The organism is Phytomonospora endophytica (assembly GCF_014202425.1).
GTDB classification, from domain to species: Bacteria; Actinomycetota; Actinomycetes; order Mycobacteriales; family Micromonosporaceae; genus Phytomonospora; species Phytomonospora endophytica.
This window is the reverse complement of record NZ_JACHGT010000006.1, coordinates 220,776-242,068: the sequence shown is the minus strand read 5'-3', so window position 1 is coordinate 242,068 and position 21,293 is coordinate 220,776. Positions and strand designations below refer to the sequence as shown.

23 protein-coding genes are annotated in these 21,293 nt (G+C 70.1%); 12 read left to right on the top strand and 11 right to left on the bottom strand.

Annotated features, from left to right (window positions below; translation table 11 throughout):
* Window positions 1-126: 126 nt before the first annotated feature.
* The 4 genes from HNR73_RS15555 (at window position 127) to HNR73_RS15540 (ending at window position 4,371) form a co-directional block, all read left to right on the top strand.
* Window positions 127-1,365, top strand: coding sequence for a sugar ABC transporter substrate-binding protein (locus tag HNR73_RS15555; protein ID WP_184788155.1), 1,239 nt, complete (start codon window positions 127-129; stop codon window positions 1,363-1,365).
* Window positions 1,366-1,373: 8 nt separating this feature from the next.
* Window positions 1,374-2,951 (top strand): ABC transporter permease subunit, encoded by a 1,578-nt coding sequence (locus HNR73_RS15550; protein ID WP_184788154.1) that lies wholly within the window; start codon window positions 1,374-1,376, stop codon window positions 2,949-2,951.
* Window positions 2,948-3,808, top strand: coding sequence for a sugar ABC transporter permease (locus HNR73_RS15545; RefSeq protein ID WP_184788153.1), 861 nt, complete (start codon window positions 2,948-2,950; stop codon window positions 3,806-3,808). The genes HNR73_RS15550 and HNR73_RS15545 overlap by 4 nt, the downstream gene beginning before the upstream one ends.
* Before the next feature lie 68 nt (window positions 3,809-3,876).
* The gene (locus HNR73_RS15540) at window positions 3,877-4,371 is read left to right on the top strand and encodes a GNAT family N-acetyltransferase (protein WP_184788390.1); all 495 of its coding nucleotides are present in this window, start codon (window positions 3,877-3,879) and stop codon (window positions 4,369-4,371) included.
* A gap of 160 nt (window positions 4,372-4,531) precedes the next feature.
* Here HNR73_RS15540 and HNR73_RS15535 read toward each other — a convergent pair whose 3' ends face one another.
* Window positions 4,532-5,107 carry an alpha/beta hydrolase gene (locus tag HNR73_RS15535; protein WP_184788152.1) on the bottom strand — a complete coding sequence of 192 codons (576 nt, stop codon included), beginning with the start codon at window positions 5,105-5,107 and terminating at the stop codon, window positions 4,532-4,534.
* A 129-nt stretch (window positions 5,108-5,236) separates the two neighbouring features.
* Here HNR73_RS15535 and HNR73_RS15530 point away from each other — a divergent pair, with 129 nt between their 5' ends.
* Together HNR73_RS15530 and HNR73_RS15525 are read left to right on the top strand one after the other, a co-directional pair.
* The gene (locus HNR73_RS15530) at window positions 5,237-5,908 is read left to right on the top strand and encodes a hypothetical protein (RefSeq protein WP_184788151.1); all 672 of its coding nucleotides are present in this window, start codon (window positions 5,237-5,239) and stop codon (window positions 5,906-5,908) included.
* Between the two features lie 29 nt (window positions 5,909-5,937).
* Window positions 5,938-6,528, top strand: a complete 591-nt coding sequence (locus tag HNR73_RS15525; RefSeq protein WP_184788150.1) for a pentapeptide repeat-containing protein — start codon at window positions 5,938-5,940, stop codon at window positions 6,526-6,528.
* A gap of 2 nt (window positions 6,529-6,530) precedes the next feature.
* On the opposite strand, the gene HNR73_RS15520 is transcribed toward HNR73_RS15525, so the two are convergent.
* Window positions 6,531-6,929, bottom strand: a complete 399-nt coding sequence (locus tag HNR73_RS15520) for a MerR family transcriptional regulator (RefSeq protein WP_184788149.1) — start codon at window positions 6,927-6,929, stop codon at window positions 6,531-6,533.
* Between the two features lie 51 nt (window positions 6,930-6,980).
* Between HNR73_RS15520 and HNR73_RS15515 the strand changes: the two genes are divergently transcribed.
* Entirely contained in the window at window positions 6,981-7,925 is a 945-nt protein-coding gene (locus tag HNR73_RS15515; protein ID WP_184788148.1) for an SDR family NAD(P)-dependent oxidoreductase, read from the top strand.
* 48 nt (window positions 7,926-7,973) lie between these two features.
* Here the strand turns inward: HNR73_RS15515 and HNR73_RS15510 are convergent, their stop codons facing one another.
* Entirely contained in the window at window positions 7,974-9,044 is a 1,071-nt protein-coding gene (locus tag HNR73_RS15510; RefSeq protein WP_184788147.1) for an aspartate-semialdehyde dehydrogenase, read from the bottom strand.
* A 5-nt stretch (window positions 9,045-9,049) separates the two neighbouring features.
* Entirely contained in the window at window positions 9,050-10,315 is a 1,266-nt protein-coding gene (locus HNR73_RS15505; protein WP_184788146.1) for an aspartate kinase, read from the bottom strand.
* A 118-nt stretch (window positions 10,316-10,433) separates the two neighbouring features.
* Between HNR73_RS15505 and HNR73_RS15500 the strand changes: the two genes are divergently transcribed.
* From HNR73_RS15500 to leuA, 4 genes are all read left to right on the top strand, one after another.
* On the top strand, window positions 10,434-11,216 hold the full coding sequence (locus HNR73_RS15500) for a hypothetical protein (protein WP_184788145.1): 783 nt from the start codon (window positions 10,434-10,436) through the stop codon (window positions 11,214-11,216).
* Window positions 11,217-11,541: 325 nt separating this feature from the next.
* A complete protein-coding gene (locus HNR73_RS15495) occupies window positions 11,542-12,108 on the top strand; it encodes a nitroreductase family protein (protein ID WP_184788144.1) in 567 nt (188 codons plus the stop codon).
* Entirely contained in the window at window positions 12,108-12,761 is a 654-nt protein-coding gene (locus tag HNR73_RS15490) for an HAD family hydrolase (protein ID WP_184788143.1), read from the top strand. Before HNR73_RS15495 ends, HNR73_RS15490 begins: the two co-directional genes overlap by 1 nt.
* Before the next feature lie 234 nt (window positions 12,762-12,995).
* The gene (leuA, locus tag HNR73_RS15485; protein ID WP_184788389.1) at window positions 12,996-14,684 is read left to right on the top strand and encodes a 2-isopropylmalate synthase; all 1,689 of its coding nucleotides are present in this window, start codon (window positions 12,996-12,998) and stop codon (window positions 14,682-14,684) included.
* Window positions 14,685-14,738: 54 nt separating this feature from the next.
* Here leuA and HNR73_RS15480 read toward each other — a convergent pair whose 3' ends face one another.
* The 6 genes from HNR73_RS15480 to HNR73_RS15455 form a co-directional block, all read right to left on the bottom strand.
* Window positions 14,739-15,410 (bottom strand): hypothetical protein, encoded by a 672-nt coding sequence (locus HNR73_RS15480; RefSeq protein WP_184788142.1) that lies wholly within the window; start codon window positions 15,408-15,410, stop codon window positions 14,739-14,741.
* A gap of 167 nt (window positions 15,411-15,577) precedes the next feature.
* Window positions 15,578-16,198, bottom strand: coding sequence for a hypothetical protein (locus tag HNR73_RS15475; protein ID WP_184788141.1), 621 nt, complete (start codon window positions 16,196-16,198; stop codon window positions 15,578-15,580).
* 92 nt (window positions 16,199-16,290) lie between these two features.
* On the bottom strand, window positions 16,291-17,433 hold the full coding sequence (locus HNR73_RS15470; RefSeq protein WP_184788140.1) for a hypothetical protein: 1,143 nt from the start codon (window positions 17,431-17,433) through the stop codon (window positions 16,291-16,293).
* Between the two features lie 101 nt (window positions 17,434-17,534).
* Window positions 17,535-17,873 carry a hypothetical protein gene (locus HNR73_RS15465; RefSeq protein WP_184788139.1) on the bottom strand — a complete coding sequence of 113 codons (339 nt, stop codon included), beginning with the start codon at window positions 17,871-17,873 and terminating at the stop codon, window positions 17,535-17,537.
* 94 nt (window positions 17,874-17,967) lie between these two features.
* On the bottom strand, window positions 17,968-18,657 hold the full coding sequence (locus HNR73_RS15460; RefSeq protein ID WP_184788138.1) for an RICIN domain-containing protein: 690 nt from the start codon (window positions 18,655-18,657) through the stop codon (window positions 17,968-17,970).
* Between the two features lie 96 nt (window positions 18,658-18,753).
* Window positions 18,754-19,710: an alpha/beta fold hydrolase gene (locus tag HNR73_RS15455; protein WP_203685697.1), complete on the bottom strand. Its 957-nt coding sequence runs from the start codon at window positions 19,708-19,710 to the stop codon at window positions 18,754-18,756.
* 50 nt (window positions 19,711-19,760) lie between these two features.
* Here HNR73_RS15455 and HNR73_RS15450 point away from each other — a divergent pair, with 50 nt between their 5' ends.
* The gene (locus tag HNR73_RS15450) at window positions 19,761-20,339 is read left to right on the top strand and encodes a TetR/AcrR family transcriptional regulator (RefSeq protein ID WP_184788137.1); all 579 of its coding nucleotides are present in this window, start codon (window positions 19,761-19,763) and stop codon (window positions 20,337-20,339) included.
* Here the strand turns inward: HNR73_RS15450 and HNR73_RS15445 are convergent.
* On the bottom strand, window positions 20,333-21,292 hold the full coding sequence (locus HNR73_RS15445) for a WD40 repeat domain-containing protein (RefSeq protein WP_184788136.1): 960 nt from the start codon (window positions 21,290-21,292) through the stop codon (window positions 20,333-20,335). The two genes, HNR73_RS15450 and HNR73_RS15445, sit on opposite strands and share 7 nt — an antisense overlap.
* Between the last annotated feature and the right edge of the window lies 1 nt (window position 21,293).

Genomic DNA, 21,293 nt, shown 5'->3' with positions numbered 1-21,293 from the left:
AAACGTGAAAACAAAGTCCTTGCAAACTCTTACGATCCCTGAAATCTCTTGCTAAGTTGCGTTCACAAGGACTCACACTGGCCACCCCCTCACGGACGGCCACCTCCCCCATACGGAGAGACAACAATGCGCGTGAAGATCGCAGGCGTCGCCGTTGCCGCCGCGCTGGCGCTTGCCGTCAGCGGCTGCGGCAGTAGCGACGACAAGGCAGACGACGGGGCGAAGGGCTCCGAGCCCGGCCTGGTCATCTGGGCCGACGACAAGCGGGCCCCGGTTCTGGAGTCGTTCCGCTCGCAGTTCGAAAGCGAACTCGGCGTCACGATCAAGATCGAGGCCGTCTCCAAGGACCTCCAGGCCAACTTCGTCACCGCCTCCCAGGGCGACAACGCCCCCGACGTCGTCATCGGCGCGCACGACTGGATCGGCAACCTCGTCCAGAACGGCGCCATCGACCCCGTCCAGCTGACCGACGCGCAGAAGACCGGCTTCAACGCCGACGCGCTCAAGGCCGTCACCTACAACGGCCAGGTCTACGGCGCCCCCTACGCCGTCGAGAACCTCGCGCTGATCCGCAACACCGAGCTCGCCCCCGAAGCGCCTTCGTCCATTGAGGACATGGTCGCCGACGCCGAGAAGCTCAAGAAGGACGGCAAGACCGAGGAGCTGCTCTCGCTCCAGGTCGGCGACAACGGCGACGCGTACCACGCCTACCCGCTGTACGCCTCCGCCGGCGGCTACCTCTTCGGCCAGAAGGACAACGGCGACTACGACCCGAGCGACCTCGGCGTCGGCAAGCCCGGCTCCATCGCCGCCTTCGAGAAGATCTCCGAGCTCGGCAAGAAGGGCGTGCTGAAGACCTCGATCGGTTCGGAGAACTCGATCCCGCTGTTCACCGAGGGCAAGACCGCCTACCTGGTGTCCGGCCCGTGGGCGCTGACCGACATCAAGAAGGCCGGCACCAAGTACGACATCACCCCCATCCCCGGCTTCGAGGGCATGGGCAAGGCCACCCCGTTCCTGGGTGTGCAGAGCTTCTTCGTCGCCAGCAAGGGAAAGCACAAGACGGTCGCGCAGGAGTTCGTCGCGAACTACGTCACCGGTGAGCCCCTCGCCACCGCGCTCTACAACGCCGACCCGCGTCCCCCGGCGCTGACCGCGTCCTTCGACAAGGTCAAGACCACCGACCCCGACCTGGCGAAGTTCGCCGAGGCCGGTGCCGGCGCCCCGGCGCTGCCCGCGATCCCCGAGATGTCGGCGATCTGGGACCCCTTCGGCAAGGCCGAATCCGCGATCGTCGGCGGCGCCGACGTGAAGGACACGGTGGAGGGCGCCGCCACCACCATCGGCGACGCGATCAAGAAGTAACGAAACCCATGGACGCTGTTCAGACGGCGAGCCGGCAACGCTCACCGGGCTACGCCGGAACCAGCCTCACCGGCCTGGTCGTACGGATCACGCTGCTCGGCGTGGTCGCCGCGCTCGCCGTCTGGGCGGTTCTGCCGCTCATCGGCGCGCGTTCGTGGATCGGAGTGGGGGTGGTGGCCGCGGCCACCGCCCTGCTCTTCTGGATCTACCTCACCCCCAACAAGCGGCTTCCCCTGAAGTACCTCGTTCCGGGGACGCTGCTGCTGATCGCCTTCCAGATCGTGCCGGTGCTGTTCACACTGTCCACATCGGTCACGAACTTCGGCGACGGGCACCGCGGTAGCAAGGACGAGGCGATCGTGTCGATCCAGACCGCCTCGATCACACAGGTTCCCGGTTCGCCGGAGTACGACCTGGCGATCGCGACCGGCGGCGACGACACGCTGGTGTTCATCCTGTCCGACCCGGCGACGGGCCGGTACTGGGCGGGAGACGCCGACGGCCTCAAGGATCTGGTTCCCGCCGACGTCCAGAAGGGACTGTCGGGGAAGATCACCGAGGCCAGGGGTTACACGATCCTGACCGCGGCCGAGGCCGCCGAACGCAGCCAGGAGATCACCGACCTGGCCGTCCCGGTCGACGGCGGCGGGATCCGCGCGAACGGGCTCTCCAAGGCCTTCAAGGGGACCAGCTCGCGCGCCTATGACCAGGCCTGCGACTGTGTCCGCGACTCCGTCACCGGCGAGGTGTGGACCGCCGACCCCGAGACCGGCTACTTCACCGACGCCGCCGGGCAGAGCCTCCCGCAGGGGTGGCAGGTCGCCGTCGGGCTCGACAACTACACCCGCGTCGTCACCGACGAGAAGATCCGCGGCCCGTTCCTGTCGGTGCTGTGGTGGAACTTCGCCTTCGCGATCCTCTCGGTGCTGGTGACCTTCGGGCTCGGACTGCTGTGCGCGATCGCGTTGCACAAGGAGCGGCTGCGCGCCAAGTTCCTGTACCGGACCCTGATCGTGCTGCCGTACGCGATGCCCGCCTTCGCGATGCTGCTGATCTGGCGGGACATGTTCAACCAGGACTTCGGGCTGATCAACACCATGTTCGGTCTCGACGTCGGCTGGTTCAGCAATCCGTGGACGGCGCGTTTCGCGGTGATCCTGGTCCAGCTGTGGCTGGGCTTCCCCTACATGTTCCTGGTCGCGACCGGTGCCCTGCAGGCGATCCCGAGCGAGACGCTGGAGGCCGCGAAGATCGACGGCGCGACCGGCTGGCAGGCCTTCCGGCGCATCACGCTGCCGCTGCTGCTGGTCTCCCTGACCCCGCTGCTGATCTCGTCCTTCGCGTTCAACTTCAACAACTTCAACGCCATCCAGCTCACCACCGGCGGCGGGCCCTTCGCCGCCGGGAACTCCAGCGTCGGCGCGACCGACCTGCTGATCACCTATACCTACCGGCTCGCCTTCGGGGGCCAGGGCGCCCAGTACGGCTTCGCCGCCGCCGTGTCGGTGTTCATCTTCCTGATCGTGGCCACCGTCTCGGTCATCGGTTTCCGTCGCACGAGGGCACAGGAGGAGATCTACCGATGAGCGCACGCAGCAAGACCGCGGGCCGCAACTGGTGGCGTCACCTGATCCTGATCCTCGCGGTGGTGTTCGCGCTGGTGCCGATCGTGTTCGTCGTCTCGGCGGCGCTTAATCCACAGGGGACGCTGAGCTCCACCGGGCTGATCCCGACCGACGGCGTGTCACTGTCCAATGTGGGTGACCTGTTCGCGAACACGCCCTTCGCGCACTGGTATCTCAACAGCATCATCGTGTCCGGTTCGGCGGCGTTCATCTCGATCTTCATCTCGGCGATCGCGGCCTACGCCTTCAGCCGCTTCCGCTTCGCCGGACGGCGCGTCGGGCTGATGTCGCTGCTGCTGATCCAGATGTTCCCGCAGTTCCTCGCGATCGTCGCGCTGTTCCTGATGTTCAGCGAGGTCACCGAGTTGTGGCCGGCCTTCGGCTTCAACACCCTGTCGGGCCTCACGCTGGTCTACCTCGGCGGCGCGCTCGGCGTGAACACGTGGCTGATGAAGGGCTTCTTCGACACCGTGCCGAAGGAGCTGGACGAGTCGGCGGTGATGGACGGGGCCTCGCACACGCAGGTGTTCTTCCGGATCATCCTGCCGCTGGTGGCGCCGATCCTCGCCGTCACCGGGCTGCTGGCCTTCATCGGCACGATCAACGAGTACCTGATCGCCAACGTGTTCCTCACCCAGCCGGAGAACAAGACCCTCGCCATCGGCCTGTTCGGGCTGATCAACGAGACCAACCGCAACGCCAACTTCGGCATCTTCGCCGTCGGCACCCTGCTCACCGCGATCCCCACGGTGGCGGTGTTCCAGCTGCTCCAGCGCTACATCGTCGGCGGCCTGACCGTCGGCGCGGTCAAAGGCTGACACCGCGGCCGGGCCCCCGAAATGTGCTTTCGGGGACCCGGCCGCCCGGGTAGCTTCCGGTCGTGACCATGACTCTGCGCAACGACCGCCTTGAGCTTCGCCCCTACGTGCCCGAGGACGAGAACGGTTTCGTCACGCTCCTCTCCGACCCCGACGTGACGCGCTGGATGGGCATGCCGCCGGGGGACGTGGCCGACGTCTTCCGCCGGGCCTTCCTCGCCGAACACCGCCCCACCTGGGACATCTGGGCGATCTGGGAGGACGGAGCCTACATCGGGCACGCCGAACTCAAGCCGAGCCCGCATCCCCTCGTCGACGGCCACGAACTCGTCTACGCCCTCACGCCCTCGGTGTGGGGACGCGGGCTCGGCACAGCCGTGACCGAACTGATCACCGCCCACGGCCTCGGCGACGGCTGCCTCACCGCGGTGCACGCGACGGTCGCGCCGGAGAACGCCGCCTCCCTGAAACTGCTGCGGCGGCTGGGATACGTCGACCGGGGCGAGATCGTCGACCCCGAGGACGGCGAGGTGAGCCTGCTGCTGACGCGGAAGCGGGGATAGCGGGGACCCGGGTTCTTCGGGATCGGCGGGGTCGGCACCGCAGCGGCCTTCGCCGCGCTCGACGGCGACGGAAGCGGCGCGATCAGCGGTGACGAGATGCGCCGGGCATGCCACGGCTTCTACCCCGGCAGCCCTGGCGGCCACCTGTTCGGTTGACGGATCAGGCCGTCGCGGTGCCGTGGGCGACGGTGTCCATGAAGGACACGACGCGTTCGGTGACCGCCCTGGCGGCGTCCATCGTGCCGAACACGTCGGCCGGCAGGTGCAGGGAGTGGTCGGCGCCGGGGATCTCCAGAACCGCGTGGCGGCCGGGGATCCGGGCGCGGTCCCAGGTCGGGTCACCGGTCCCGCCGATGTGCAGCTGCGGGCCGAGCAGGCCGGGAACGTGCGCGCGGACGTGCTCCTGGAGCGGTCCGTCGCCCGCCACGAGCGGGGTGAGCCAGACGCCCGACACACCGCGTTCGGCGGCCGTCGACATGGCGAGGGTGCCCAGTGACTTGGCGAGCAGAACCGTTGTGGTGGCGGGCTTCTCGTCGAGCGCGGCGGCGACTCCGTCGGTGACGTAGCCGATCGCATCGCCTTCGGGCGGCCAGAACAGGTCGGTGACCGACCAGCCGGCGTTGAGGGCGGCGAGCCGGGGGTACCAGATGAGCGGTGCGTCGGGGTTGTAGCCGACGCCGGGGGCGATGACCAGGCGGCGGTGCGGGTCGCCGTCCCAGTGCCTCATGGTGGTCATCGGGTCACGATAACGAGGTCCGGGCCGCCGGGTCGCTCTTTCGCCGGGCTCGCGCGAGAGCATTTCACACACTCGGCCGCTATGTCGCAAATGGACTGGTTTCTCCTGCGGGTGTTCTACAGTCGACCGGTGAAAACGGGGACGGAGCGGGAAACGGGGACGACCGGCTGGCAGACCGGCCTGTCGCTGACGGGCGCGGCGGTGCTGTTCCTGGTGCTGCGGCTGTTCGCCGTCACCGGCTACGACTGGGACACCGCCTTCGCGGTCGCCGACGCCGTCGACATCGGCGACGCGCCATCGGTCGTCATCGGGACGTTCATGGCCGACCCCGAGATCACCGCGGCCCTGCTGATGCTGCTCGTTCCGCTGTCGCTGGTGCATCTGGCCCGGCTGGGCCGGCCGCGCTGGGAGAACGCGGGCAACCAGGTGCTGCTTGTCGTCGAGCTGGTCCTGCTGGCCGCGCTGGTCCTCGGGCTGCGGATGTGGTGGGCAGGGGCCGTCGCGGCCGGGCTCACGGCCCTGCTCGGAATGCTGGTTCTGGGCGGTCGCAAGGGAAGGCACCATCGGCTGGCGCTGTGGTCGGTACGCCGGGTCGGCCCGGCCGCCGGGGTCGCCGTGCTGGTGATGGCCGCGGTCGTGCAGACACCGTGGGTGCCGCGCGAGCGGATCGAGACCACGAGCGGGCCGGTCACCGGCTACGTCCTCGAAGTCGAGCCGGGCTTCCTGCGCGTGCTCACCGGCGGCGAACGGCGCTTCGTCACGATCGACACCGCCGACGTGACCGGCCGTGGGGACGCGTGAGTGTCCGCGCCCGGCGCTAGTCTGCGCCCATGGAGACCATCGAGGACGGCGACTTCCGGCACGAGGACTGGTACGGCGACGAGCTGGCCGACCGGCGCTACCTGCGCTGCACCTTCTCGCACGTCGACCTGACCGAGGCGAGCACGCGCGGGGTCGTCTTCGAGGACTGCACCTTTCTGACGGTGCGGTTCAACGCCTCGTCGCACACCGACTCGGCGTTCCTGCGCTGTGTGTTCAAGGGCTGCAACTTCTTCGACGCCGATTTCAGCGGCTGCAAGATGACCGGTTCGCAGTTCCCGCAGTCGGTGCTGCGGCCGTTGCGCGTCGAGGGCGGGGACTGGTCTTTCACGGTGCTGCACGGCCGGGACCTCAAAGGCGTGAGCTTCCGGAACGTGCGGATGCGAGAGGTGGACCTCACCGGCTCCGACCTGTCCGGGGCGACACTGTCGCATGTGGACCTTTCGGGCGCGATGCTGGGCAGCACCGACCTGACCGGGGCGGATCTGCGCGGAAGCGATCTGACCGCGCTCGACCCCCTGACCGTGAAGCTCAAGGACGCGGTGATCGACGGCGACCAGGCGGTCGTGATCGCGCAGGCACTGGGTTTGACGGTGCGGTGACCTCAGGAGGTCTCCCAGAGCCCGGTCGCGGTCCCTTCGGCGAAGTGCTTCTCGTAGGAGACGACCTTGCGGTGGATGACCGTGAGGCAGGCGTGCAGCTCATCGATCTTGGCGCGGACGTCCGCCTCGTGCTGCCGGAGCAGCGCGAGCCGGTCGGCCTCGTTGCCCGCGCCTTCGCGGACGAGGTCGACGAAGCGCTTGATCACCGCGATCGGCATGCCCGACTCGCGGAGCCGGTTGCACAGCAGCAGCCAGTCGACGTCCGGCTGTCCGTACACCCGCCGGCCGCCGGTGTCGCGGGGGATGTCGCGCGGGAACAGGCCTTCGTGCTCGAAGTACCGCAGCGCGTAAACGCTCAGCCCGGTCGCCTCGGCGACCGCGCCGATGGAGAGTCGGCTCATCCGCCGACTCTAGCTTGACCTCCAGCGCACTGTAGGTCCTAGATTTCGCGCATGATCCCCACGCAGCACAGGCTGGGCACCGGTTTCGGCGCGCACTCCACCACCACCGACGTCCTCACCGGCATCGACCTCGGCGGCCGCACCGCCCTGGTCACCGGCGGCTACTCCGGTCTCGGGCTGGCCACCACGAAAGCGCTCGCCGGTGCCGATGCGCACGTCATCGTCCCCGCCCGGCGGCCCGCGGAGGCCGCGAAAGCCCTGGATGCCGTTGCGGGGACCGAGGTCGACGCCCTCGACCTCGCCGACCTGGACAGCGTGCGCGCCTTCGCCGACCGCTTCGTCGCGTCGGGACGGAGCCTCGACGTCGTCGTCAACAGCGCGGGTGTGATGGCCTGCCCCGAGACGAGGGTCGGTCCGGGCTGGGAGGCCCAGTTCGCCGTCAATCACCTCGGGCACTTCGCCCTGGTGAACCGGCTGGTTCCGGCCCTGGCGCCCGGTGCGCGGGTCGTCGCCGTGTCCTCCGGTGCCCATCACATCACCGACATCCGCTGGGACGACCCGCACATCACCTCCGGCTATGAGAGGTGGCTCGCCTACGGGCAGTCGAAGACGGCGAACGTCCTCTTCGCGCTGCACCTCGACCGTCTCGGCCGCGAGCGCGGGACGAGGGCCTTCTCCGTCCATCCCGGCAGCATCCTGACGCCGCTTCAGCGCCACTTCACCAGGGAGGAGAAGGAGTCGCTCGGCTGGATCACCGCCGACGGGCTCGCGGCCGAGGGGTTCAAGACACCCGAACAGGGCGCGGCCACGGCGATCTGGGCGGCGACGTCGCCGCTTCTCGACGGGCATGGCGGGGTCTACTGCGAGGACGGCGATGTCGCCGACATCGCCGACGGCACCCGCGACGGCGGCGTCAAGTCCTGGGCCGTCGACCCGGTGTCGGCCGCGCGGCTCTGGGACCTCTCCGCCGAACTGACCGGTGTGAACGGGTTCTGACCTGGAAGCGGCCCCGGCTTTCGCCGGGGCCGCCTGAGTCCGCGGGTTCTAGAGGCCCCGCTCGACCACGAGTTCGGCGATCTGCGCCGAGTTCAGCGCGGCGCCCTTGCGGAGGTTGTCGCCGACGATGAACATGTCCAGCGAGTACGGATCGTCGATGGCGCGGCGGATGCGGCCGACGTAGGTCGGGTCGGTGCCGGCGGTGTCGGCGGGCATCGGGTAGATCTCACGCGAAGGGTCGTCGAGGACGGTGACGCCCGGCGCGGCCTCCAGGATCTTGCGCGCGGCGTCGGCGTCCACTTCGGACGCGAAGGTCGCGTGCACGGCCAGGGAGTGACCGACCAGCACCGGTACGCGGACACAGGTCGACGAGACGGCGAGGTCGGGGATCCCGAGGATCTTGCGGCCCTCGTTGCGGATCTTCAGCTCCTCGCTGGTCCAGCCGTCCTCCTTCCAGGAACCGGCCTTCGGCACGACGTTCATCGCGAGGGGGGCTCCGAAGACCTCGGATCCCTTCTCCCCCAAGGCCTTCCGCACGCCGCCCGGGGTCTGCCCGAGGGTGCGGTCACCGGCGACGGTCTCGTACTGGTCGTAGAGGTCGTCGATGCCGGCCTGCCCGGCGCCGGAGGCGGCCTGGTAGCTGGCGGCGAAGAGCTTGACGAGGCCGTACTCCCGGTGCAGGGCACCGAGTGCGGGCATCATCGCCAGGGTCGTGCAGTTGGCGTTGGCGATGATCCCTTTAGGACGGTCGGTGACCGTGTCGGGGTTGACCTCGGGCACGACGAGCGGCACCCGCGGGTCCATCCGGAACGCGCCGGACTTGTCGATGACGACGACACCGCGCTCGGCGGCGACGGGCGCCCACTCCGCCGACACCTCGTCGGGGACGTCGAACAACGCGACGTCGACACCGTCGAAGGCCTCCGGCGACAGCGCGACGACGGTCTCCTCGCGCCCGAACACCGACAACCTGCGCCCCGCCGAACGCGGCGACGCGATCAGCCGCGCGGCACCCCAGACGTCGCCGACGCCCGCTTCGGCGCGCTCGGTGAGGATCGCCAGCATCTGCGTGCCGACGGCGCCGGTGGCGCCGACGACGGCGATGGTCGGCCTGCTCATCGCGGTCACCGTCCCGTTCCGGCGTAGACGACGGCCTCTTCTTCGCCGCCGAGGTCGAAGGCGTTGTGCACGGCCGCGACGGCCGCGTCGAGGTCGGTGTCGCGCGTGACCACCGAGACGCGGATCTCCGAGGTCGAGATCAGCTCGATGTTGACGCCGGCCGCCCCGATCGAGGCGAAGAACGACGCCGCCACACCCGGGTGCGAGCGCATGCCCGCGCCGACGAGGGAGACCTTGCCGATGTGGTCGTCGTAGAGCAGGCCGTCGAAGCCGGTCTTGGCCTGGATCCGTTGCAGGGCGGCCATCGCGGTCGGGCCGTCGTCCTTGGGCAGCGTGAAGGAGATGTCGGTCTTGCCGGTCCCCTTCGTCGACACGTTCTGCACGATCATGTCGATGTTGATCTCGGCGTCGGCGACGGTGTTGAAGATCGCCGCGGCCGCGCCCGGCTCGTCGGGCACCGCCAGCACGGTGATCTTGGCCTCGCTGCGGTCGTGGGCCACACCCGTGATGAGCGCCTGCTCCATGTCGGTGTCCTCCATAGATCCGGACACGATGGTGCCGGGTTTGTTCGAGTACGACGAGCGCACGTGGATCGGCATCCGCTCCCGGCGGGCGTACTCCACGCTGCGCAGATTCAGCACCTTCGCGCCACAGGCCGCCAGTTCGAGCATCTCCTCGTAGGTGACGCGTTCGAGGCGGCGGGCGTCGGCGACGATGCGCGGGTCGGCGGTGAACACGCCGTCGACGTCGGTGTAGATCTCGCAGACGTCGGCGTGCAGCGCCGCGGCCAGCGCGACCGCCGTGGTGTCGGACCCGCCGCGGCCGAGGGTCGTGATGTCCTTGGTGTCCTGCGCGACGCCCTGGAAACCGGCGACGATCGCGACGGCGCCCTCGTCGACGGCGCTGCGGATCCGGCCCGGCGTCACGTCGATGATGCGGGCCTTGCCGTGGACCGAGGTCGTGATCACACCGGCCTGCGAGCCGGTGTACGACCGGGCCTCGTAGCCGAGGTTGTTGATGGCCATCGCCAGCAGCGCCATGGAGATGCGCTCGCCGGCGGTCAGCAGCATGTCCAGTTCACGCGGCTGGGGAAGCGGGGAGACCTGTGCGGCCAGGTCGAGGAGCTCGTCGGTGCTGTCGCCCATCGCGGAGACCACGGCCACAACGTCGTCGCCGGCCTTGCGGGAGGCGACGATCCGTTCGGCCACGCGCTTGATGCGCTCGGCGTTCTGCACCGAAGAGCCGCCGTATTTCTGAACTACGAGAGCCACGTGTGGGTTCCTCTGGTCGACGGCGGGGCCACCTCGCTGTGGCGTCGGCGTGGCCAGCCTACCGAATGTGCGGCGAGCCGCCACCTGAGTAACGAGAGGTCGCGCGCACAATATGCCGATGGGGCGTAAGGGACGAAGGTGCGGGTCGGGCCTGTTCGCGTTGGCGCTGCTGCTGTCCGGGTGCGGGTCGGGGGCGGCGGCGCCGCAGCCGGAGGCGTCGTCGTCGGGGCCGACGTGGTCGAGGCCACGCGCGGCGCTGACCTCGGTCGTCGCGCTGTCGAAGGACCGGAAGTACACCGCCAGTTACCTGTGGGCCGACGACTCGGGCGAGCGCACGGTCACCGTCCTCATGGCCGAGGACGGGACGTGGCGGGTCGACGTGCCGGGCGGGGCGCTCGGGGGCGGGGCCGACGTGTCGATCCTGTGGACGGCGCAGGGGTTCTTCCAGTGTGTGCTCGCCGGGGGGCCGCAGCAGTGCGTGCGGGTGGCGGCGGCGACGGGGTCGGTGCCGAGCGGGTCGGACCCGCAGGTGCAGCATCTGTTCACGGATTGGCTGGACGTGCTGCTCGACCGCAACGCGCCCCTGTCGATCGCGGAGGGAAAGCGGCCGAAGGGCGCGTCGGGCGACTGCTATTCGGTGGAGTCGAACTCGGTGGTGCTGTCACCGCCGATCGCGACGGGGACGTACTGTTTCGCGCCCGACGGGGTGCCGACGGCGGTGAAGGTGTGGTTCGGGACGGTGACGCTGGTCGGTGAGGCGCTCCCGGCGGCGCCGACGGCGACGCTCCCGGCGGACGTGTCGGAGGGCGCGCCGTTGGGGACGAAGAAGCCGCCGCCTCCGCCGAAGCCGAAGCCTTCGGGGTCGGGGTCGGGATCGCCTTCGGCGAAGCCGGGGGATTGAGGGTGGCGGGGTGTCGGGGCGGGGTGTCGGGGGCGGGGTGTCGGGGCGGCGTGACGTGCCCGCGTCAAAACGTGAAACGCCCCCAGGGGCCTCCCGGCCTCCTCCCTACCGTCGACCGTAGCGCCGGCTCAGGCATGGGTGGCGAACGTGAACATCGCTCCCTGTGGACAACCCGCCGGTTGTGGACAAGTGCGGGCGGCTCGCGGTCGCCCGGCCCACCCGCCCGGTGAGGCCAACCCCACAGCCCCGGTTCCCGGCCACCGCCCGCCACCTGCGGCAGGATTGAAGACGACTGCGTAAGTCTCTTCCCCGCTAGGAGCCCCCAATGTCCGACCGGCACGCCGTCACATCGGTGCCGCTGCACGACCTGCTCGCGACCCGCTACTCCACCCGCGCGTTCGACCCGGAGTACACGGTCACCGACGAGGAGGTCACCGCGCTCCTGGAGGCAGCGCGCTGGGCGCCGTCGGCCGGGAACTCCCAGCCGGCCCGCTACATCGTCGGCCGCCGCGGCGACGACCGCTTCGACCGCGTCCTCGCCGCCCTCAACGACGGCAACCGCGGCTGGGCGCGACACGCGTCGCTGCTCATCGTCGCCGTCCGCCTCACCGCCAACGACAAGGGCCCGATGCCGCGCTCCGGCGCCTACGACGTCGGCCAGGCCATGGCCCACCTCACCGTCCAGGCCTCCGCCGACCGCCTCACCGTCCGCCAGATGGCCGGCTTCGACCGCGACGCGATCACCACGGCCTTCGCGCTCGCCGACAACCTGGAGCCGCTGACCGTCGCCGCCGTCGGGCGCGCCGACGACCCGAAGAAGCTCCCCGGCGACCTTCGCGGCCCCGACGACGCCCCACGCGTGCGCCTGCCGCTGTCGGAACTGGTGCTGTGATGCCGAAGCTCGTCATCTTCGACAACGACGGCGTCCTCGTCGACTCCGAGCGCCTCTCGAACGTGGTCTTCGCCGAGATGATCACCGCCGCGGGCCTGCCGACGACCTTCGAGGAGTCGGTCGACCTGTACATGGGCAAGCGCACCACCGACTGCGTCCCCCTCGTCGAGTCGCTGCTCGGCGCGCCGCTCCCGGCCGGTTTCATCGCCGAGTACGAGCAGCGCTGCGGCGACCTCCTGCGCCGCGAGCTCGTCGCCGTCGACGGCGTCACCGACCTGCTGGAGACCCTCCAGCGCGACGGGACCGCCTACTGCATCGCCTCCTCGGGCACGCCCGCCGAGATCGATCTGCGCCTGACCGTCACCGGCCTCGCCGAGCACTTCGAGAACGAGTGGATCCACAGCGGCGTCATGGTCGCCAACGGGAAGCCCGCCCCCGACCTCTTCGAGTACGCCGCCGCCCAGCACGGGGTGAGCCCCGCCGAGTGCGTCGTCATCGAGGACTCCATCGCGGGCGTGACCGGCGCGAAGGCCGCCGGAATGTTCGTCATCGGGCACGCGGCGCTGCTGCCCGGGAACAGGCTCGCCGAGGCGGGCGCCGACATCGTCGTCGGGTCGATGCGCGAGGTGAAGGGGCTGCTCCCGGAGCTGTAGGGCGTCCCACCATGCGAGAGGTCGTCCCGCCGTTGTGGCGGCCTCGGCGAGGACGGGCGTAGTTTCGTCAGCGTTATGTGGCATGGACTCCTTCTTGGTCGCCGCGGCGGGGCTCGCTAGAGCTGGCACCCCGTCGCGGAGGTTCCGCGCGCCGGCTGCGCCCGTCCGACCAGACCGCAGACCACATTCACGAGGAGTCCACGCGTGTCCGCCACGTCTCAAAAGCCGAGCCCCATGCCGGTGCACCGCTACACCGCCTACGCCAAGCCCTTCGCCGTCGACCTGCCCGACCGGCAGTGGCCCACCCGCGCGATCGAGGCCGCGCCTCAGTGGTGCGCCGTCGACCTGCGCGACGGCAACCAGGCCCTGATCGACCCGATGTCGCCCGAGCGCAAGCGCCGGATGTTCCAGCTGCTGGTGTCGATGGGCTACAAGGAGATCGAGGTCGGCTTCCCCTCGGCGAGCCAGACCGACTTCGACTTCGTACGCCAGCTCATCGACGAGAACCTGATCCCCGACGACGTCACCATCCAGGTCCTGACCCAGTGCCGTGAGCACCTGATCTCGCGGACCTTCGAGTCCCTGGTAGGCGCCGAGCGCGCGATCGTGCACTTCTACAACTCGACCTCGGCGCTGCAGCGTCGCGTCGTGTTCGGCCTGGACCGCGACGGCATCACCGACATCGCCACGCAGGGCGCGCGGATGTGCCTGAAGTACGCCGAGCACTACACGCCCGACACCGAGATCCGCTATCAGTACTCGCCCGAGTCGTACACCGGCACGGAGCTGGAGTACGCCCTCGAAGTGTGCTCGGCCGTCATCGACGTGATCGACCCGACGCCCGACCGCCCCCTCATCATCAACCTGCCGGCGACGGTCGAGATGGCCACGCCGAACGTGTACGCCGACTCCATCGAGTGGATGAACCGGCACCTGCCGAGGCGTCAGTCGGTCGTGTTGTCGCTGCACCCGCACAACGACCGCGGGACGGGCGTCGCGGCCGCCGAGCTGGGCGTCATGGCCGGCGCCGACCGCGTCGAGGGCTGCCTGTTCGGCAACGGCGAGCGCACCGGGAACGTGGACCTGGTGACGCTGGGGCTGAACCTGTTCAGTCAGGGCGTGGACCCGATGATCGACTTCTCGCGCATCGACGAGGTGAAGCGCGCGGTCGAGTACTGCAACCAGCTGCCGGTGCACGAGCGGCACCCCTACGCGGGCGACCTGGTGTACACGGCCTTCTCGGGTTCGCACCAGGACGCGATCAACAAGGGCTTCGACCGGCTCGCCGCCGACGCGGCGGCCGCGGGCGTGTCCGTCGACGAGTTCACGTGGGGCGTGCCGTACCTGCCGATCGACCCGAAGGACGTGGGCCGCAGTTACGAGGCGGTCATCCGGGTGAACTCGCAGTCGGGGAAGGGCGGCGTCGCCTACATCCTCAAGACGGAGTACCAGCTGGAGCTGCCGCGGCGGATGCAGATCGAGTTCTCGCACGTCGTGCAGGCGCACACCGACGCCGAGGGCGGCGAGGTCTCGCCGGAGCGCATGTGGGAGATCTTCACCGCGGAGTACCTGGAGCGTCCGGCGCGGCGGGTCGTCATCGGCGAGCACAGCTCGACGACGGGCTCGGACGGCGCGGTCGTGGTGTCGGCGGCGATCACCGTCGACGACGTGGAGCATAAGGTCACCGGGACGGGCAACGGTCCGCTCTCGGCCTTCGTGGACGCCCTGTCCACGGTCGGCATCGACGTGCAGGTGCTCGACTACGCCGAGCACGCGATGTCGGCGGGCGGCGACGCGAAGGCGGCGGCGTATGTGGAGTGTTCGGTCGACGGGGTCGCGCTGTGGGGCGCCGGGGTCGACGCCAACATCGTCACGGCCTCGATGCGGGCCGTGGCCAGCGCGGTGAACCGCGCGGCGGTCTAGGACGTGGAGAAGGCCGGGGTCCCGTCGGGACTCCGGCCTTCTTGATAGATCGCTCTAGCGTGTCATGCCCGTTGTCCCGTTCGTGGCGGGCTTGTGGCGCACGACCGCGACCAGCCCGAGCCACATGACGACCTCGCCGACGCCTTCGACGAAGCGGAGGCCGTCGGGCAGGGCCGTGCGGCCGAGGATCATCATCGTGATGCCGACGCCGACCAGGACCGGCGTGAGCACGGGCGCCTTGCCGCGGGCGGCGACGACGATGCCCAGGATCAGCAGGCCGACGAACAGCAGTGCCGGGCCGATCTGGAAGAACGCGAGGTCGACCCAGGTCGTGCCGAGGATGGGGTCGTAGGCGTCGCTCATCTCGCCCTTGGTGGACGTCGTGAGGCCGACGTAGAGGTCGAGGCCCATCTGAACGAGCATCGCGACGGTCCCGGCGACGGCCATGATCACGCCGGTGAGGCTGCCCGCGCGGCTGGCGACGTGCTTCGCGTCGGCCAGGCGGTGCATGCCGAGGGCCCCGACCGCGAACAGGACGAAGGACAGGACCCAGATCGAGTGCGCGGTGGTCCAGCCCCAGCCGGGACCGTTGTGGCCGTCGACGCGCATGACGACCCAGCCGATGATCCACAAGGCGGGCGCGGTGGTCAACGCGACGGCGGCGGGCGACGTGAGGAGGCGTGGCGCGGGAGTGGGCGCCGGGGTGGGGGCGGTGGCGGTCGTCATGCGGCGAGCCTATGGACATAGTGGATAGTGCCGCTATCGGTGAAGACCCTGAGGTGACCCCCGGTTTCGGCATCAGGGTAGGGGTAGGCCCCCTGCTCACAGCGCTCTCGTCCCTAGAGCGATCGCTCTAGGGATCCGGCCGCCCGCCAGGCCCTCGAAGGTGCGCCCTAACTGTCGAAGTAGACGACGAGGCGCACATGCTCGGCCCCGTGCAGCTCGGCGAGCGCGCCCATGATCTGCCACAGCGCGCTCATCGAGCCGGGCAGGACGTCGCGGCGGACGAGGCGCTCGATGCGGTAGACGTCGTCGCCGTCGGTCCACTCCGTGCCCACGGGCCACGGGACGGGGCCTTCGGCGGGTGTCATCCCCGAAGCGGCGATGAGCTCGCCGATGGGGCGGCCGCCGCTGAACTTGGCGACACGTTTCAGGCCGCCGTCCGGGGTGCGCCGGTAGTGGTGGTAGCGCAGGTCGGGACGCTCGGCGGGTTCGTCGAGGTCGATGGCGGCGAGTTCGGCCCAGGTGATCCACGTCGGGTCGTGGCAGCCGCTGCACCACTCCTCCCACTCGGCCGCGCCTCGCGAGGAGAGGTCGCCGGGGAGGCCGCGGCCTGCGGCGACGGGCCGGAACCCGGCGTAGTTGCGGACGCCGAACAGGCAGCCGAAGAGGTCGTAGGAGCGCCCGTCGAAGAGGTGGTCGAGGTCGGCGACGTACTCCCAGGCCGCGACGGTGGTGGTGCGCCAGCGCTGGTGGGGGCGGATCTCGACGAAGCCGCTGATGTCGGTTCCCATCGGACGATTGTCGAGCAGGGCGGCCCGTTCCGCACGCGTGAAAAACCGGCCCCGCCGCAGCGGGGCCGGTCCACGTGACTGGAGTGATCGCTCTAGTAGCACCAGACCTGTCCGGTCGTCGGGTCGACGCTGCAGAGCTGGCCGCCGCCACCGTCGTCGGGCGGGGGCTCGTAGGGCTCGGGGTCAGGGTCGTAGGGCGTGTAGTCGTCGGTGGGCTCGGGGTCGTCGGGGACGAAGCAGATGTCGGCCGGGCAGGGGTCGTCCGGCTCGGGCTTCGGCCGCTTCGTGGAGTCGTCGCCACCTCCGCCACCGTTGTCGTCGCCTCCGCCGTCGGAGCCGCCGCCACCGTTGTCGCCACCGCCGCCGTTGTCGTCGTTCTCTTTCGGCGGGTCGGTCTTCTTCGTCGTCGGTGGCGTCGACGGGGTGGTCGTGGTGGTCGGGTCGGCGGCGGGTGCGAGCGTGGGCGGCGCCTGCTGCTCGACCGGCTGCGCCTCGGGGATCGTCGGCCCGGTGCCGTTCCAGGTGCCGGCGAGCGCGATGGTGACGCCGACTCCCGCGACGAGCACCAGCGAGCGCACGGCCCACGCGATGCCGCTGGTCGTGCCGGTGTCCGGCGACGTCCGGGCCGCGACGGTGGGCCTGGCCGACGGTGTGCGATCGAACAGCCGGACCAGGATCCGCCCTGCGGCCGGACGGCGGGTGCGCGGCGACGCCGGTGCGGTTCGGGGGCGATCGGCGCGGGGGGTGCGGAGTTTCGGGGTCTTCTTCGGCACGGCCTTCGGGGGCGTGACCGGCTCGATATTCGAGGTCACGACCGGCACGGTCTTCGGAGTCGTGACCGGCGCGGCCTTCGGGGTCGCGCTCGTAGCCTCGGCGTCAACGTCTCGCGCCTTCGCCGCTTCGGCCTTCGCCGCTTCGGCCTTCGCCGCTTCGGCCTTCGCCGCTTCGGCCTTCGCCGTTCTGGCCTTCGCGGCCCTCGCCTTCAGCGTCGCGAACGGCGACTCGGCCCGGGCCGCCGTCTTCGCCTTCGGGGAGGGCGCGGTGGCCCGCGTCGGCGAGGACGTCGGTGTCGGCACCGCCGGAGCCCCGGCGGCTCCCGCTCCGCGCGGCGGCGTCGCCGGGCGGAGCGCGCGGCCGCGGCGGTGCGCGTCGGCGAGTGAGGCGAAAGGCGCGGAGACGCCGTCGCCCTTCGTGAGGCCGTCCGGCTCATGTTCGGCGGGTGGGGTCAGCGCCATACGCCCGTCCTTTCGGCAGTCTTGGGCGATAGCGTACGACTCGGGCCGACGGCGTGGGGGGCACGGGAACGAAACGGATTAACCGGGCGGCTACCCGGGCCTTAACGAGAGTTCAAGTAAGCGCAGGAACCGGCCAGGATCGCCAGTACCGGAGAAATGATCATCGCGGCGAGCAGGGCCCTGGCCCGCCAAACTCGCGACCCTAAGAAATCGCGCGTACGCCGCCACCACTCGGGCACCATCCGTGAGCGCCGGGACGGGCGCACCGACGGCGGATCACGCCACGGCAGCTCCAGCGGCGAGTGCGCGCCGAGGCCGTCGAAGGGGTCGCTGGAGCCGCCGCCGCGCTTGATCAAGGGCGCGTGCGGCCTGCGGATCAGCTTGCTGAGGAACCTGCGAAATCCAGTGTGGACGGTGGGCTGGGCATCCGAATCCGGCATGACGCGTCCTTCCCCCGGCGGTGACGCGGATCTGCCTCCAAGTCTAGATCCGGGGTATGACAGTGACGCTTAATGAGACTGTCGGACAACCGATTCAGACGATCGCAGGGTCGACCATGAACTCTTGGTTGGCCGCATTCTTCTTACACTCGGATTGCACCAGCGAAACGCCAGACTTAGTACTGCTCTTGGGTACCGTCAAACACAGTTCGCTGTGTTCGGGACGAATCTGGAATCCACCCGCGACGGGTTTTTCCACCGCTTTGAGGATAAAGCGCTGGTGATACAGGCCCGGATTGCATTCCTGCTGTCCGACCAGGCGCCCTTCCTCACCGATCCCGTAGTCGACGGTCATGCACAGCCCGGCCGCGCCGGCGAGCTGGACGAGGTAGTTGCCGCCACCGGTCTCGGTCAGCTGGATCATGGGCATCGTCTCGGGCTGGACCGGGGCCTTCTCGCCGAGCAGGCAGGTCCGCTGGACGAGGAGGACACGGCCGTCGACGTCGGCGCCCGCCAGGCACTTGAGCGAGTGGGCGGGCTGGAGGACGTAGGCGCCGTCGGCCAGGGGAACCTCGGGGTCGGTCACCGGGGAGGCGGGCGCGGGGTCGTTTCCGGAGTCCGGCAATGCGAAATCACGGCCGTCGGGCTCGCCGCTGTCGTAGTCGCGGTACATGTCGACGGTGTTGTCGCGGAATTCGCCGCGAATCACGCTCAGGCCGGTGAAAACCGTACCGAACGCCAGCACCGCCACCGCACCCGCGATCAGCGCGTCCTTGGACCGCATGCCACACCTCCAGCGGGACCTAGGGCGTGGTCCCGTGCGGGTCAGCATAGAGGCAAACGTGGCGCGCGCAACACCCCTGAAACAGATTTCAGATGCTCAGCGTGAAGGGGTCCTCCGATCGGGTCGATCTTCGCGGCCCCGATCACGGGGGTATAACGGCTGGACAACGGTGCCGTTGCCGACGAACCGGGCGATCTCGGCGGCGAGCGCCTCCGGACGGTCGATCGGGATGAGCGTGCGGCAGTCGTCGAGCTCGACGAGACGCGCGTCGGGGAACAGCCCGGCGAGGCGCGGGCCGTGCTCCGGGGGCATGAGTTCGTCTTCGGCGGCCCACACGATCAGGACGGGGTCGGCGTAGCCGCGCATCGCCTCCGACCACGCGAGCAGCGTCTCGCGCGAGGGCACCGACAGCAGGTACTTGCGGAGGTCGCGGCGGACGAGGCGGTGCGCGCGCATGGGCGCGAACCAGGCGTCCATCGTCGCGTCGGGGATCGGGCGCCTGCTCATGGCGCCCCAGCCGTTCGGGGCGCGACGGAAGGCGCGCATACCCGACAGCCGCGACAGCAGCCACAGCCCGCCGGGAACGCGTGCGGCGTCGCGCAGTGTCCGGCCGGCCTTCCCGGGCGGGTAGTTGTCGAAGGCCTCGCAGGAGGTGAGGACGACGCGGCCGACGCGCTCGGTGCGGCGCTCGGAGACGAGGACCTGGGCACCGCCCCAGTCATTGAGGACGAGGGTGACGTCGCTGAGCCCGCGTTCGGCGAGGAACTCCTCGACGAGCAGTGCCACGCCCCGGATCGACAGGTCGGCGTCGGCGTCCATGGGGACGTCGTGTCCGCCCAGCGGGAGGGTCGGCGTGAAGCAGCGGTGGCGGTCGCGGAGGCGATCGACGACGCCGTCCCAGACCGTGCCGTTCATGAGCGGGCCGTGCAGGAGGACGACCGGGGGCGCGTCCTCGGGACCCTCGACGCGGTACCGGATCGAGCCGGACCGCAGGACGGAGGTGTGGATCGGGGCGCGCGAGATCGGGGGCGGGGACGGTTCGGATGTCGACACGCCGACTCCTTCTTGATAGATCGCTCTAGCGAGACACTACACTCGCGATCATGTCCGCCTCGCGCTCCACGACCCGCCTGCGCCTCCTCGACTCCAGCGCCGAGCTCTTCCGCCGCAACGGCTACACCGGGACCGGCGTCAAACAGATCACCGTCGAGGCCAAGGCGCCGTTCGGCTCGCTGTACCACTTCTTCCCCGGCGGCAAGCAGCAACTCGCCGCCGAGGTCGTGCGCACCGAGGGCGCCCGCTACGCGCGGACCTTCGCGCTGGTGCAGGTCGAGGACGTCGCCGCCGGCATCCGCGCGTGGTTCGCCGGAGCCGCCGCCGTGCTGTCGGCGAGCGGCTTCGCCGACGCGTGCCCGATCGCCACGCTCGCCCTGGAGGTCGCCTCCACCGACGAGGCGCTGCGCGAGGTGACCGCAGAGGTGTTCACGTCGTGGATCGACCAGGCCGAGGCGCGCTTCGTCGAGGCGGGCATCGACACGCCGAGGGCGCGCGCGCTGGCGATGTCGGCGATCGCGAGCCTGGAGGGCGCCTTCATCCTCGCGCGGACGCTGCGCGACACCGCGCCGATCATCAACGCGGGCGAGATCGTCGCCGACGCCGTCGAGCAGGCACTCCTCTACTGAGTCAGGTCCGACGCCTCCCACAGGCGCACGACCCCGTCGAAGCCGCCGGTCACCAGAACCGTCCGCCCGTCGGCGCTCGCCGTCTCCATCGCGGTGACGCCGTGCCCGGAGGCCTCGACGTGCCCGGCCTCGCTCCCGTCGGTGACATCCCACAGCCGCAGCCCGCCGCCGTCGGCCGGGGTCACCGCCAGCGGACGGCCGCCGACGGTCAGCACCTCGACGTTCTCCAGCGAGCCCTCCGTCGCGGTGACCGGTTCATAGATCTCCTCCTCGCCGCCGTCGTCGAGGTCCCAGACGCACAACCGGCCGTTCTCGGTGACGCCGATGATCAGCGAACGCTCGTTTGCCTCGCACGCCGTCACACCCCACACTCGCCCGTCGTAAGGCGCGAAAGAGGCCAGCTCCACGTGCGTGTCGGCGGTGTGGACGACCACGCCCTCGCCCCCGGCGAGCAGCAGGTCACGCCCGCCGACCCGCGCGGTCGCCAGGCAGAACAGCGAGCCGACCTCGGCGACGGCGTCACCGCGCACGCCGGGCGTCCACAGCCGCACCTCCTCGGAATACTGCTCGGCCGTGTAGAAGCGGCCGCCGTGGGCGACGACGTCGCTGAGGTAGGCGCCGGTCACCGGCGCCCGCGCGACGACCTCGCCGGTCGTGAAGTCCCAGAGCGCCGGTTCCTGCTCGTCGCCGCCACCGGCCAGCAGCAGTCGCCCGCCGACCGACGCCGCCGCGATCATGTCGAACTCGTTCGTCGCGTCGGGATAGGGCCGCATGACCGGGTCGGAGGCGTGGGCGAAGCCGAGGTTCGGCTGGTCCCACTCGCCGGTCGACGGGCTCCACGTCCACAGGGCTCCCCAGCGGTCGGCGCACACGACGAGGTCGATGCCGTCGTGGCGGACGAAGGAGACGTCGGCGATGGAGGTGTCGGAGGGGATCTGCGCGCTGACGAGCATG

What these genes read in the sequence shown, in the direction of transcription:
- HNR73_RS15495 (WP_184788144.1), top strand. Translation starts at nt 11,542, where the DNA reads ATGTCCGACCGGCACGCCGTCACATCGGTGCCGCTGCACGACCTGCTC.
- HNR73_RS15470 (WP_184788140.1), bottom strand. Translation starts at nt 17,433, where the DNA reads ATGGCGCTGACCCCACCCGCCGAACATGAGCCGGACGGCCTCACGAAG.
- HNR73_RS15535 (WP_184788152.1), bottom strand. Translation starts at nt 5,107, where the DNA reads ATGACCACCATGAGGCACTGGGACGGCGACCCGCACCGCCGCCTGGTC.
- HNR73_RS15460 (WP_184788138.1), bottom strand. Translation starts at nt 18,657, where the DNA reads ATGCGGTCCAAGGACGCGCTGATCGCGGGTGCGGTGGCGGTGCTGGCG.
- HNR73_RS15475 (WP_184788141.1), bottom strand. Translation starts at nt 16,198, where the DNA reads ATGGGAACCGACATCAGCGGCTTCGTCGAGATCCGCCCCCACCAGCGC.
- HNR73_RS15465 (WP_184788139.1), bottom strand. Translation starts at nt 17,873, where the DNA reads ATGCCGGATTCGGATGCCCAGCCCACCGTCCACACTGGATTTCGCAGG.
- HNR73_RS15520 (WP_184788149.1), bottom strand. Translation starts at nt 6,929, where the DNA reads ATGAGCCGACTCTCCATCGGCGCGGTCGCCGAGGCGACCGGGCTGAGC.
- HNR73_RS15500 (WP_184788145.1), top strand. Translation starts at nt 10,434, where the DNA reads ATGGGGCGTAAGGGACGAAGGTGCGGGTCGGGCCTGTTCGCGTTGGCG.
- HNR73_RS15545 (WP_184788153.1), top strand. Translation starts at nt 2,948, where the DNA reads ATGAGCGCACGCAGCAAGACCGCGGGCCGCAACTGGTGGCGTCACCTG.
- HNR73_RS15525 (WP_184788150.1), top strand. Translation starts at nt 5,938, where the DNA reads ATGGAGACCATCGAGGACGGCGACTTCCGGCACGAGGACTGGTACGGC.
- HNR73_RS15540 (WP_184788390.1), top strand. Translation starts at nt 3,877, where the DNA reads ATGACTCTGCGCAACGACCGCCTTGAGCTTCGCCCCTACGTGCCCGAG.
- leuA (WP_184788389.1), top strand. Translation starts at nt 12,996, where the DNA reads ATGCCGGTGCACCGCTACACCGCCTACGCCAAGCCCTTCGCCGTCGAC.
- HNR73_RS15510 (WP_184788147.1), bottom strand. Translation starts at nt 9,044, where the DNA reads ATGAGCAGGCCGACCATCGCCGTCGTCGGCGCCACCGGCGCCGTCGGC.
- HNR73_RS15555 (WP_184788155.1), top strand. Translation starts at nt 127, where the DNA reads ATGCGCGTGAAGATCGCAGGCGTCGCCGTTGCCGCCGCGCTGGCGCTT.
- HNR73_RS15550 (WP_184788154.1), top strand. Translation starts at nt 1,374, where the DNA reads ATGGACGCTGTTCAGACGGCGAGCCGGCAACGCTCACCGGGCTACGCC.
- HNR73_RS15445 (WP_184788136.1), bottom strand. Translation starts at nt 21,292, where the DNA reads ATGCTCGTCAGCGCGCAGATCCCCTCCGACACCTCCATCGCCGACGTC.
- HNR73_RS15480 (WP_184788142.1), bottom strand. Translation starts at nt 15,410, where the DNA reads ATGACGACCGCCACCGCCCCCACCCCGGCGCCCACTCCCGCGCCACGC.
- HNR73_RS15515 (WP_184788148.1), top strand. Translation starts at nt 6,981, where the DNA reads ATGATCCCCACGCAGCACAGGCTGGGCACCGGTTTCGGCGCGCACTCC.
- HNR73_RS15490 (WP_184788143.1), top strand. Translation starts at nt 12,108, where the DNA reads ATGCCGAAGCTCGTCATCTTCGACAACGACGGCGTCCTCGTCGACTCC.
- HNR73_RS15450 (WP_184788137.1), top strand. Translation starts at nt 19,761, where the DNA reads ATGTCCGCCTCGCGCTCCACGACCCGCCTGCGCCTCCTCGACTCCAGC.